Annotated in this window: 10 protein-coding genes; 3 read left to right on the top strand and 7 right to left on the bottom strand. The window is 64.5% G+C overall.

Annotated elements, in window-relative coordinates:
- Positions 1-12: 12 nt before the first annotated feature.
- Positions 13-1,119: a glycosyltransferase family 4 protein gene (locus tag ACEN9G_RS12100; RefSeq protein WP_413342179.1), complete on the bottom strand. Its 1,107-nt coding sequence runs from the start codon at positions 1,117-1,119 to the stop codon at positions 13-15.
- Between the two features lie 117 nt (positions 1,120-1,236).
- Complete coding sequence (locus ACEN9G_RS12095) at positions 1,237-2,379, bottom strand: acyltransferase family protein (protein ID WP_413342178.1); 1,143 nt, start codon at positions 2,377-2,379, stop codon at positions 1,237-1,239.
- Between the two features lie 262 nt (positions 2,380-2,641).
- Here ACEN9G_RS12095 and ACEN9G_RS12090 point away from each other — a divergent pair, with 262 nt between their 5' ends.
- Positions 2,642-3,652 (top strand): polysaccharide deacetylase family protein, encoded by a 1,011-nt coding sequence (locus ACEN9G_RS12090; protein WP_413380628.1) that lies wholly within the window; start codon positions 2,642-2,644, stop codon positions 3,650-3,652.
- On the opposite strand, the gene ACEN9G_RS12085 is transcribed toward ACEN9G_RS12090, so the two are convergent.
- The 4 genes from ACEN9G_RS12085 to ACEN9G_RS12070 all read right to left on the bottom strand — a co-directional run bounded on the left by ACEN9G_RS12085 (position 3,606) and on the right by ACEN9G_RS12070 (position 8,448).
- Positions 3,606-4,676 carry a GNAT family N-acetyltransferase gene (locus ACEN9G_RS12085; RefSeq protein WP_483126672.1) on the bottom strand — a complete coding sequence of 357 codons (1,071 nt, stop codon included), beginning with the start codon at positions 4,674-4,676 and terminating at the stop codon, positions 3,606-3,608. The genes ACEN9G_RS12090 and ACEN9G_RS12085 overlap by 47 nt on opposite strands.
- Complete coding sequence (locus tag ACEN9G_RS12080) at positions 4,673-5,905, bottom strand: aminotransferase class I/II-fold pyridoxal phosphate-dependent enzyme (protein WP_483126671.1); 1,233 nt, start codon at positions 5,903-5,905, stop codon at positions 4,673-4,675. Before ACEN9G_RS12080 ends, ACEN9G_RS12085 begins: the two co-directional genes overlap by 4 nt.
- Positions 5,906-5,960: 55 nt before the next feature.
- Complete coding sequence (locus ACEN9G_RS12075; protein ID WP_413339325.1) at positions 5,961-7,010, bottom strand: polysaccharide deacetylase family protein; 1,050 nt, start codon at positions 7,008-7,010, stop codon at positions 5,961-5,963.
- A 217-nt stretch (positions 7,011-7,227) separates the two neighbouring features.
- A complete protein-coding gene (locus ACEN9G_RS12070; RefSeq protein WP_413339323.1) occupies positions 7,228-8,448 on the bottom strand; it encodes an acyltransferase family protein in 1,221 nt (406 codons plus the stop codon).
- A 263-nt stretch (positions 8,449-8,711) separates the two neighbouring features.
- Here ACEN9G_RS12070 and ACEN9G_RS12065 point away from each other — a divergent pair, with 263 nt between their 5' ends.
- The gene (locus tag ACEN9G_RS12065) at positions 8,712-10,280 is read left to right on the top strand and encodes an acyl-CoA ligase (AMP-forming), exosortase A system-associated (protein ID WP_413339331.1); all 1,569 of its coding nucleotides are present in this window, start codon (positions 8,712-8,714) and stop codon (positions 10,278-10,280) included.
- Positions 10,277-11,506: a pyridoxal-dependent decarboxylase, exosortase A system-associated gene (locus ACEN9G_RS12060; protein WP_413339321.1), complete on the top strand. Its 1,230-nt coding sequence runs from the start codon at positions 10,277-10,279 to the stop codon at positions 11,504-11,506. The genes ACEN9G_RS12065 and ACEN9G_RS12060 overlap by 4 nt, the downstream gene beginning before the upstream one ends.
- Here the strand turns inward: ACEN9G_RS12060 and ACEN9G_RS12055 are convergent.
- Complete coding sequence (locus tag ACEN9G_RS12055) at positions 11,503-12,576, bottom strand: acyltransferase family protein (protein WP_413339318.1); 1,074 nt, start codon at positions 12,574-12,576, stop codon at positions 11,503-11,505. The genes ACEN9G_RS12060 and ACEN9G_RS12055 overlap by 4 nt on opposite strands.
- Between the last annotated feature and the right edge of the window lie 17 nt (positions 12,577-12,593).

Raw genomic sequence — 12,593 nt, 5'->3', positions numbered from 1 at the left:
TTTGCTGGGCAATCATAGGAACCGCGCAATGTGTGCAGCGAACTCCTTGCTTTGACGCACAACATTATATGCGGTATCGACGTGCGCACGCGCGTAGTTACCATGCATTTTTGTCATTTCCGGATCGTCGACATAGCGCAGCACGGCCTGGGTGAAACCCGCGAAATCGTCCAGGCCGATCACGGCGCCGGTCTTGCCGTCGAGGATCGTTTCCTTCGGGCCCAATGCCGCGCTGGCGACGACGGGGATGCCGCATGCCATGGCCTCGACGATCGCATTGCCGAAGCTTTCGCGCTCGGCCGCGTGCACGAGCAGGTCGGCGGCGCGGTAGTACGGCACGAGGTCGTTCTGGCGGCCGGCGAACACGCATACATCGGCGAGGCCGAGTTCTTGCGCAAGCTGTTTCCACTGCGCGGCCGGCGGACCGTCGCCCACGTAGATGAAGCCGATGCGCTTGGCCGGGCGCGCGTCGATGACGTCGCGCACCACTTGCAGCAGCCGGTCCACGCGTTTTTCCGGGCGCGCCTGCGAAACGGCCAGGATCCAGAAGCAATCGGGGGCCAGGCCCAGCTGCGCGCGTGCTTCGTTGCGGTCGCCTGGATGAAACTTGACCGAATCGACCGAATTGCGCATCAGGACCACCTTGTCGCGCGGAAGCTTTTGGTAATTCAGCAGGAAGTGTTCCTGGGCGACGGAGTTGGCGAGGTGCAGGTCGTGCTGCTGCAGGCGCAGCACGCGCCGCAGCAGGAATTTCGCCACTTTCTTGATTGCGCCGTCGCGCTGGCGCGGGTCGAAACTGTCGTTTTCCGTATTGATCGTGCGCACGCCCAGGCGGCGCAGCAGGTCCAGGCACACGGTGTTCGACAGCGCGCTCATGAACACCATGACTTTTACATTATGGGTGCGCACGAATTGTTCGATCGCGGCCCGTCCGGCCGGGGACGTATCGTAGCAATCCAGTTCGACGGGTTGCAAATTCTTCGGCTGGTAGCTGGGATTGCCGGTCAGCTTGGGAAACGCCATGTACACGTTCGCCCTGTCGCGCAGGTCGGCACTTGCCCGGTCGCGCACGGCGGCGGTGAAATTCCATACGTACCCCGTATCGTCGGGATAACGCATGGTGAATACGATTCCTGGCTTGTCCGCTGCGGCCACCCTGTTCTCCGGCAATTTTGTTCGGCCGGCTTTAGTTTCACTTTGACAACAACCGGCGCGAAATTATAGCCTATTGATAAGCTATCTAAAATGCAACACTTGTAACGTGCGCGCCTCGGCATGCTTCTTTGGTCCCAAGAAGTTCCTCAGCGGCAATTCAAAGAACCGGTAGCTCATGTGCGCCAGCAACAGGATCGCGGCTTCGAACAGCACCAGCGCGGCGATGAAGAACAGGACCGGGTGGTTGTGGAAGAACGGCAGCGCCCGGGCGGCCGCGCCCAGGGCTTTTGCAAACACGTGCAGCAGCAGGCTGTGCCACAGATAGATCGAATACGAGATGTCGCCGATCCAGACCAGGACCGGATGATGCAGCCAGTGGCCGCCGCCGGTTCCCACGCTGGCCGCGACCACGAGCGCGCAAAAGCCCACGAAGGCGAGCATGTCGGCATACGGCGACGGTACGAACAGCAGGACCAGGAACACCGCGGCCAGCGCGCCGTTGGCGGCAGCGTCGGCGAACGCTGCCATGCGCCGGTGCCGGACGATCGCATACAGGCACGCGCCGGCGCAAAATCCGATCAGGCAGCGGAAGAATGCGAAACCGACCGTCAGGTTCGCGCTGCCGAAATGCATGGCCAGGAATGCGAACAGCCCGAGGATGACCGGCAGGGCGAGCATCGCAGCGGTGTTCGAGAAATAACGGCGGGCCAGCGGAATCGCAAACGGGAACACGATATACGTCCACCACTCGACGCTGATGGACCACGAAGGCTGGTTCCACGTCGTGTGGTTGAAGAATCCCATCGCGTGCAGCAGCAGCAGGTGGGCGGTAATCGACCAGTCAGGATTTTCCTGGGCCTGCTTGATCCCGATGGTGGCCAGGCCGACATACACGAGCAGCAACAGCAGGTGGAGCGGATAGACGCGCGCGAACCGCGCGCGCAGGAACCGCATGTAGCTGCCGGGCCTGACGGCATCCGCGAAATGCCTGCCGTACGCATGGCTCATCACGAAACCGCTCAGGACGAAAAAGAAATCCACGAACAGGTAGGTGTGCAGGGCAAAATCGCGGAACAGGGATCCCTGCTGTAAAGCGGGGAACACGTCGCCCCAGATGACGATCAGGTGCGCCAGCACCGTGCACAGGGCAGCGATACCCCGGAGGGACGTCAGCGCATCGAATTTGAAATCGGATACCGGATTTTCGTTTTTTGCGGGCACCATGGATTCCGATTCTTTCGTTGATTGTCCGTACAGCGGGCACGACCGCAAGTGTAGCAGCGGGCGCCGCCTGAGCTGCCATATTCTTACGCAGGTGTTGTAATGAAATCATCTTGTTCAGCCGGGTCCCGATTGCCGCACGGTTGATACTTAACAATAAGCTGTTGTGCTAGGATTGCAACATTTTTAGCGGCATCAACAAGAACGCCCGACGGCCATACTTATCGTGGCAACGTCGGGGGCATGGGACGCAAGAACGCAAGTAATGTTAACAAAAGCTCAGCATGTGCCGGCACAACTGGCACCCGGACAGCGTCCAGTCCTGCTCGTGATCGTCGACACCGAGGGCGAATTCGCCTGGGACCAGCCGTTCAATCGCAGCGCGATCGGGACGACCTCGATCGCCAGCCAGCCGCTGATGCATGCGCGCGTGTTCGACGAGTTCGGCATCCTGCCCACTTACATGGTCGACTGGCCGGTCGCCACGACGCCCGGCGCGGTCGCGACGCTGCGCCGCCTGCTCGATGCGAAGCGCTGTGAGATCGGTGCCCACCTGCACCCGTGGGTCTCGCCCCCGTACGAAGAAGCGCTGTCGGATTTCAATTCGTATGGCGGCAACCTGCCGCGCCAGCTCGAATACGACAAGCTGCGCCTCCTGACCGAAACCATCGCCGACGCGTTCGGCCGCCAGCCGCTCGCATTCAAGGCCGGCCGCTACGGCCTCGGTCCGCACACGGCCGAGTCGATCGCGTCGCTCGGCTACGAGGTCGATGCGAGCGTCGTCCCCTACAGCGCGTTTACGGAAGACGGCGGCCCGGATTTCCGCACGTTCGATGAGCACCCGTTCTGGTTCCAGGCGGGGCGGCGCGAACTGCTCGAATTGCCGGTCACGACCGGCTACTGCGGCTGGCTGCGCCACGTCGGGCCGCGCCTGTACGACCTCGCCCAGCGCCGCTGGGCACGGCGCCTGCGCCTGGGCGGCGTGCTGGCGCGCTCGCGCGCGCTCGAGCGCGTGCGCCTGAGCCCCGAAGTGGCGTCCGGCGCCGAGATGCGCCGCCTGACCGAAGCGTTGCTGGCCGGCGGCTGCCAGGTCTTTTCGCTGACGTACCACAGCCCGTCGATGATGCCGGGCCACACGCCGTACGTGCGCTGCGAGGCGGACCTCGAGCGCCTGATCACGACGGTGTACGATTACTGCGCGTGGTTCCGCGACCGCGTCGGCGGCGAGTTCATGAGCCTGTCGCAGTTGCGGCAGGCGCTGGCGGCGCAGCGCTGACGTCACCCGCGCGACGTGCCGCCAGCGCATGCAGGCGGCCCAGCCACGGCCAGCGGTAGCCGTTCAGGTGGTACATCGTGCGGATCTCGTCGGTCCAGCGGGTGTGCCATTCCATCACCCGTCCATAGAATTCGATGCGCTCGAACCGGCCTTCGTCGAACAGGCCGCGCGTCGCTTCCTCGCGCATCAGCAGGGCCGGCGACAGCTGCGGACCGAGTGCTTCGTCATAGGCCGTCTTGAGGATCACGATGCAGCCGCCGCCTTCGACGCACAGGTCCATCGCGGCCAGGCGCGGGCCATCCGGGCCGTCGAACCAGTAGCGGTAGACGCTGGCCGCATCGCGCCGCGCGAACGCTTCCAGCATCGCGCGGTAGAAGCGGCCCTGGTCGTTGTCGGCCGCGACGGCGGTGCCTTCGGACGCCTTCCAGCCGCTCGTCTCCAGCTGGCCGTAGTCGGCGACGGCAGCGGCCATCAGCGCGGGATCACGCACGATCTCCAGGCGCGTCGCGATGCCGTCCTGGCGCAAGCGGTTGCGCTGCTTTTTCAGGTTGTTGCGCAGGTTCTTGCCGCGCGCGTTCCAGTAGTCGTCGAAGGTCCCCTGCAGCGTGATCCGTGCCGTCTCGATGTAGTCGAAGCTGTGCGGCCCGGCCGGGCGTGACGTCAGCATCGGGTCGCACTGCGTGAGGCCCAGCATCAGCGCGGGACCGGGCAGGGCGCGCAGCAGATCCGCGAGCAGGCCGTCGGCGGGACGGGTATCGCGCTGCAGCCACAGGCCGACGGGCGCCTGCGCGGGCTGGAACGTGTTCCACACGCCGGGGCGGCCGGGGGCCACGATCGTCATCGCGTCCGCGTCTTCACCATGGCCGTGCCACGCGAGCAGCTCGCGGCCCGTGCCGAACACGTCGAGCAGCGGCTGCACGAAGTCAAAGGCGAGCAGCGGCGATGCGGCGCCGGCCGCGTGCAGGCGCTGCCAGCGGGCGGCATGCCGCGCGAAGTCGCGCGCAGGGACGACCGTCCAGTTCATGCGGGCACCGCCGCGCAGGTTTCCAGCGCCTGGCGCACCTGCGCGTGCAGCCATGCGCGTTCGCCGTCGTCGAGCGCCTGGTGGCACGGGAAGGCGATCAGGCGCCGGCCCAGGTCCGCGCTGTTGGCGCACACGCTCGCGTCGACGCCCGCCCACAGCGTCGCGCCGAAGCGCGTCATCGGCACGCCGGCGCGCAGCAAGGCGTCGAACACGGCCTGCGGCCGGTCGACGAGCAGCGGGAACATCCACGGACAGGCGCCGTCGGGCAGGCTCGAATAAAGCGGGCGGCAGCCGGGCACGCCGTCCAGCGCGCGCTGCAGGTCGAGGTAGTTGCGCCGCCGCCGCGCGACGATGCGCGCGGGCGACACAGCGCGCAGCACCGCGCGCGAAAACCAGGACGAACGCTTGTCGGCCCAGCGCGGATCGAACTCGAAGCTGCTGTCCGACGATGACGGCGCCAGCGCGGGCGCGGGCGCCGTCGTGCCGCCGCTCTTGTTGCCGCTTTTGCCGCCGCGTGATTTCAATGCGCCCCACAGCGCGCTTTTCGCGCGCAGCGGCAGCGCGAGCAGCATCCGCAGCACGGGCAGGCGGCCGTAGGCGAACGCCGTTTCGAGCGCGTTCAACGCGGCCTTCATTTCGAAGCCGGCGCCGGCGCCGTGCAGGGCCACGTCCAGCCGGTGCCGGCGCGAGACCAGGCAGCCGCCTTCGTAGATTGGGAAGAATTTCATCGTGCTGCCGATCGCGTAGTCGCCCACGCTCCCCACCGCGACACCGTCGCGCGCACCGAAGAAGCAATGGGCGCAATCCTCGACGAGGCCGATGCCGTGCCGGTCGCACAGCGCGCGGAGCAGCGTGAGGTCGCGCGGGATGCCGAAGAAGTGCGTGGCGAGGATCGCCTTGACCCGCCCCCTGGCGACGTGCGCTTCGATGTCGGCGAGGTCCGGCGCCGTGTCCGGCCGCACGCGGTAGAACGCGACCTCGGCGCCGCACCAATGCGCGGGCGGGACCATCGACGGGCTGTGATAGGCGGGCACCAGCACGACGTCGCCGTCACCCACGCCGAGCGCGCGCAAGGCGAGGCCGATGGCGACGCGGCCGCTCGTGACGAGGCGCGCGTCCGCCCCGTCCAGCAGCGATGGCAGCGCGGCACGGCGCCCGCCCGAGAATGCGGCAAGCGACAGCACGGGAACGGGAGGAATGGCGCGGCGGACGGGAGCTGTTGACGTCATGCATTTAATATAACATGCGGCCCCGTTTCCGTGCCCCCGGCACGGCCCTGGAATCTCAGGCGCAGGCCTCGACGTCGACCACGGCGCCGGCGTCCTGGTGCTTCAGGCGCCACATGGCGTAGTTGTCGTAGACGGCCTGCTCGACCATGCGCGGCACGGCCTTCAGCAGGCTTCCCTTGAGGAGGACGTTACGCGACGATTCGGCGCGCATCGGCATGGCGGCGGCGGCGGCCAGGCCATCCGTCGCGAACCGGTCGGTGTTCTCGCTCAGGAATTCGCAGAGCCGGGCCAGGCGGCGCTGGTTGACGCGATGGCGGCGCATCCGGGACATCTGCTGGTCCGAGGTATGCACGTACTCGAACGGATGGGAGAGGATCACGACCTGCTCGACGCCTTCGCGGTGCGCCTGCTCCAGCAGCATGCGCGTCTCGGCAAAATTGCTGCCCGTGATCGTCAGGCTTTTGAGGTGGGTCTTGCCGGGCACCTTCCAGTCGCGGAAGGTCAGGATCGGACATTCGATCACGCCATGGCGTTCGTGGCGGCCGCTGTACAGGCGATAGTTCTCGTCGCCGCTGTCGAACACGGCCACGCCGACATGGGAACTGTAAGGAATCCCCGCGCGGGCCTGGGCGCGATACAGCGCGTCGTCATGGTGCAGGCTCCCGCTGCGGAACACCGTCGGCGCCGGCAATCCCCACGTGTGGAACGTCTCGAGCCCGTACTCCATCAGTTTGAGCGATTCGTCTTCGGCGCGGCCATGAAAGGCGTCGATGCCGGGCCTCGTGCGCACGCGCGCGCGTTCGCGCCAGTCCTCGTGCCGGAAGACGGTCCAGCATGGATGCAGGTGCAACTGCACGTCGTGTCCTGCCATATGCAGTTTTTCGGCGATGTCGCGCATGGGGTCGCGATGGAAGTAATGCCGGTTCAGGACCTCGACGAAAAAGGTCGCCGTGATGCCGTACTGCGCGAAGCAGTCGAGCATATAGCCCAGGCCATGCGATTTGTAACCGCTCACGCACCAGACCCGCTGCTCTGCGATCGGGCACACCGTCTGATCGCGAAACGCGCCCGCGATGCTGAACTCGGTGTCAACGGTGATGGACACTTGGGTACGCATATTGACACCAGGGAAATTTGCTTAAATTCAGCATATATACGCCGGTGTAAATACACAAGTTACGGTTATGAAATGAAGAGATTGCGGTGTGAAAACAACAAATTTGCTGAAATGTATTTAAAAGCGAAATATCGACACATGCGGGGTGCATGCAGATGCATGCCCGGTACAGGTCGATGAGGTGGGGTGAAAGAAGACCGACCTGTCAGATGTCGAGGCGTCGCTCGTGGTCGTTGGTCGCCAGCGGTGCGGCCATGGGATAGTCCGGGACGATGGGGACGTCCTTGCCGTGTGCCGACTGTGCCTTATCCTTTTTCAATAACGTTTTCAGGATCCTGGACAAGACAAACTTCAGGGGTTCGCATTTCAGGGACAACCATGTCGCCGCAACGAATGGAGCGATATAGATGGCCAGAACGTAGAACATGCCTTGGGGGACGTGGGCGACGGCCAGGAGGGCCTTGCAGAAGTACATCAAAGGATAATGGAAGAGGTACAGGCCGAAGCTCGTTTCCGCCGTCGTACGGACGAGGCGTACCGTTGATTCGGAAGGGCTCCTGAAAACTCGTTGCATGCGGGCGAAGCCGTAGATGTTCAGTGCGATGAGGAAGCCCACGACATAGCTCTGCGGCCAGAAATTGATGCCCCATGACTTCAGATTGGCCAGCGGGTAAGCGATCGGGAGAGCGGTAAAGATCTTCGATCCACCCATCATGACGTAAAGGGTGAGGCATACGATGGAGACAAGCAGAGCACCAAGGCCAAGCCGTGTCCTGTCCGCTGACACATGTTTGCGCAGTAAATGGAACAGACCTACGCCGAGGAGCCATACCGGGAAGGCGATGATGATGCCGGGCCCGGCAATACACATCACGAGACCTGCCATGGCAACGCGCTGCCATCCACGAAAATAGATCAGCGTCGCAAAAATCGCGTAGTACCAAAATTCATACGACAAGGACCAGAACGGCCCGTTCGTTCCCAGCCAGATATCCAGGAACCAGATTTCGTTGAGGAACAGCGCAGTGATGCCGGAAGCCGCAATCCATTTGTAGGCCGGATACGGCTGCATCGGCGCATATGCCGACAACGCAAGCCATTGACCCACCGTATCGAGGACGAGGGTGAGGAGAATTGCCGGCAGAGCGACCGACCACAGGCGGGCGAAGCGTGCAATGAAATAATCGACGATGTCCCGGCGTTTGCCCGTCGAAGAAAACGCGATCACGAACCCGGACAGTACGAAAAATACGGCGACGCCCAGGCCGCCATAGGTGCCGAAGAACGGGAGTTTGTAGTGCGAGAAGTGGCCAGCGTGGAAGAGATAGACCATCAACGCGGCAAAATACCTGAGCAGGTCCAGATACACCGACAGATTCGGTTGCAACACGTTCGACGAGTGAGAAAAAGCTGCTTTGTTTTCCATTATTCTGATTCTGCCGTATCGGGCCAACACGACCGGCACCGCCGGCTGGTCAAGACCGCTTACGATAACCGGTTTTGCCAGGTGAATGTCGTTAGTTGTAGATTTTATAATAAAAGCGCTCTTGTTGTGTCTATTTACGACATCATGCCTTCTTGATATCGCTATCGCCCGGTCGGCGGGGCCGGCGACGTGCCCGGTTGGTACGCTTCCCAGAGGCGAACTGGTAAGATGAGCGTTTGCCTGACTACGTCCCGCCGGCTTTGATGAACCACCTGATCCACGACTCCCTGTTCGAGACCGCGGCGCGCGCACCCGCCGCCGAAGCGCTCGCGTACGGCGACAGGCGCTGCAGCTATGCGCAGCTGGCCGATGACGTGCGCGCCGTCGCCGCGCTGCTGCTGGACGCACGCCTGGAACCCGGCGCGCGCGTGGCCGTGTACATGGAAAAGCGTATCGAGAACGTGGCCGCCATGTTCGGCGCCGCAGCCGCCGGCTGTGTCTTCGTGCCCGTCAATCCGCTGCTCAAGCCCGAGCAGGTCGCGTACATCCTCGCAGACTGCAACGTGCGCCTGCTGGCCACGACGGCCGAACGCCTCGCGCAGCTGGCACCCGTCCTGGATCGTTGTCCGGACCTGCGTGCCGTGCTGCTGGCCGACGGCGACGCCGCGTCCGTACCCGCCGCCGTGCCGGTACTTGCATGGCCCGAACCGCCAACCGGCGATCCGGCGCCGCACCGCCGTATCGACACCGACGTCGCCGCGATCCTGTACACGTCCGGCAGCACGGGCCAGCCGAAGGGCGTCGTGCTGTCGCACCGGAACATGGTCGCGGGCGCGCAGAGCGTGGCCAGCTACCTGGACCTGCGCAGCGACGACCGCCTGCTCGCCGTGCTGCCGCTCAGTTTCGACTACGGCCTGTCGCAACTGACGACGGCCTTCCTGCGCGGCGCCTGTGTCGTGCTGATGAACTACCTGTTCCCGAAGGACATCGTGACGATGGTCGCGCGCGAGCGCATCACGGGCCTCGCCGCCGTGCCGCCGCTGTGGATCGCGCTGGCGCGCCTCGCATGGCCCGCCGGTTGCACGCTGCGCTTCATCACGAATTCCGGCGGCGCCATGCCGGTGCCGACGGTGCAGGCGTTGCGCGAGATCCTGCCCGACACGCGGATCTTCCTGATGTACGGCCTGACGGAAGCGTTCCGCTCCACGTACCTGCCGCCGGAGGAAGTCGCGCGCCGTCCCGATTCGATCGGCCGCGCGATCCCGAACGCCGAGATCCTCGTCGTGCGCCCGGACGGCACACCTTGCGATGCCGACGAGCCGGGTGAACTCGTGCACCGCGGCGCGCTCGTCGCGCTGGGCTACTGGAACGACCCGGCCCGCACGGCGCAGCGGTTCCGCCCCGCGCCCGGCCAGGACCCCGGCCTGCCCGTGCCGGAACTCGCGGTGTGGTCGGGCGACACGGTGCGCCGCGACGCCGACGGTTACCTGTATTTCATCGGCCGCAGCGACGACATGATCAAGGTGTCCGGCTACCGCATCAGCCCCACCGAGATCGAATCCGTGCTGCACGCGACCGGCCTCGTCGCCGAGGTGGCCGCCTTCGGCATCGACCATCCGCAACTGGGCCAGGCGATCGCCGTGATCGCCGTGCCGGTGGAGGAGGGGGCCATCGACGGTGCCGCCCTGCTGGCCGAATGCAAGCGCCGCCTGCCGGCCTACATGGTCCCGGCCCGCATCGACCTGCGCGCCGGTCCGCTGCCGCGCAACCCGAACGGCAAGATCGACCGCAATTTGCTGCGCCAAACCCTGCACACGAACGAAGCACAATGAACAAACCGCGTCACGCACCGCAGATCCACTTTCCCGTCGTCGACGACGTCCTGCAGGTCGGCGGCATTCCGCTGACCCGGCTCGCGCAGCGTGTGGGCCGCACGCCGTTCTTCGCCTACGACCGCGCCCTGTGCACGCAGCGCGTGCGCGACCTGCGCGCCCAGCTGCCGCAAGGCGTCCTGCTGCACTACTCGATCAAGGCCAATCCGATGCCGGCGCTCGTGCAGCACATGGCGAGCCTCGTCGATGGTCTCGACGTCGCGTCCGGCGGCGAGCTGAAAACGGCGCTGGATGCCGGCATGGCGCCGGCGCGCATCAGCTTCGCGGGTCCGGCCAAGCAGGAGGACGAGCTGGCGCAGGCCGTCGCGGCCGGCGTCTGCGTGAACGTGGAATCGGAGCGCGAACTGATCGCGCTCGCGCGCATCGGCGACGCGTTCGGCATCGCACCGCGCATCGCCCTGCGCGTGAACCCCGACTTCGAACTGAAATCCTCCGGCATGAAGATGGGCGGCGGCGCCAAGCCGTTCGGCATCGACGCCGAAGAGGTGCCGCGCGTGCTGCGCCTGGCGGGGACGTTGAACGTCGACTTCCAGGGCTTTCACATCTTCGCCGGTTCGCAGAGCCTGCGCGCCGACGCAATCATCGACGCGCAGGCGCGCAGCATCGCGCTCGCGCTGCGCCTGGCCGAGGCGGCGCCCGTGTCCGTGCGCCAGGTGAACATCGGCGGCGGCTTCGGTATTCCGTATTTTCCGGGCGAGGAAAGACTCGACGTGGCGCCGATCGCCGCGCGCCTGGCGCCCGAGGTCGAAAAACTGACCGCGGCGCTGCCGCAGGCGCGGCTGGCGCTGGAACTGGGGCGCTACCTCGTCGGCGAATGCGGCGTGTACGTGGCGCGCGTCGTCGACCGCAAGGTCTCGCGCGGCGAAGTCTTCCTCGTGACGGACGGCGGCATGCACCACCACCTGGCAGCATCCGGCAACCTGGGGCAGGTCATCCGCAAGAATTATCCGGTCGCCGTGGGCAACCGCATGTCGGCGGTGGACAGCGGCCCGGCCAGCGTGACGGGACCGCTGTGCACCCCGCTCGACATCCTGGCCGACCGCATGGAGCTGGCGCATGCGCAGGTCGGCGACCTGATCGTCGTGTTCCAGTCGGGCGCCTACGGCCCGTCGGCCAGCCCGGGCGCCTTTCTTGGGCATCCGATGGCATTGGAAGTTTTCGTCTAGCGGGCTGGCACGATAAGGGTCTGCAACGATGCCCAGCCATCGTTCAGTTGCCGCTTGAACGCGCCCGCATAACGCTTTTCGACTTGCACATTAACAAGGTAGGCGATCGCCATCATCAGGGCTACCGTTCCCCAGAGCAGGAGATGCGGGTTCGATCCCGGATAGAGGTGGTTGAAGATGACGTAGCCGATGGCTTGATGCACCAGATACAGCGGGTAGGTCAGCGCGCCGAGCAGCATCCAGTTGCGACGGCCTACCCAGGACGTTTTTTTCGTCGCGACCAGATACATCATGATGAAACAGGCGGTGATCAGCCCGATGACCACCCCACGATCCATCACCGTGCGGGTTGCGGTCTCGAATTTCGGCAGCATCATGCAGGCCTCGTAGAGCGACAGCCCCCAACTGCCGAGGATGACGCCGATACGCAACATCGACCGTCCCCGCGACCAGATCTGGTACATCATGGCGCCGCCGATGAAATACGCTGCATAGTCGACGATCAGCACCTCGCGCAAGTGATCGATTCGCGCCAGTTCGAACAGAATGATTGCCACCAGCCACCCGGTCAGCCAGAATTCGGCACGATGCATTTGTCGCAACAACAGTACCACGACGACGAATGCATAAAAACGCATCTCGACAACCAGGGACCAATAGGAACCGTCCATGAGCGATACCGGTGCAACTTTCTGCATGACGTCGAAACCGCTCAGCATGGTCATGTTCAACAAATACTGGACCACGGTCGGCTTGCCGATCCCGAACAGAATCAGCACGAGGAACGTCAACGTGCAGCAGACCCAGTAAGCGGGATAAAGGCGCACGATCCGCGACACGACAAAATGCTTCAGGCTTCCGCCAGAGGCCGTCATTAGGATGACGAACCCGCTGATCAGGAAAAAAAGATCGACGCCGTACCGGCCGTATTTGGCGACCGGCTCTAGGAGTGGATAAGGCAAGCTGGAACTATGCGCCGCGTAGCCGCGAAACGCATAGTGAAAAAGGACCACCGCAAGTGCTGCCAGAAATCGCAGCAGATCGATTTCATTTGCGCGCGGCTTGTTCATGTGCCGATCCTTGTGTT

Source organism: Massilia sp. Masssp94 (assembly GCF_059491305.1).
This window is presented reverse-complemented; position numbering and strand designations above follow the sequence as displayed.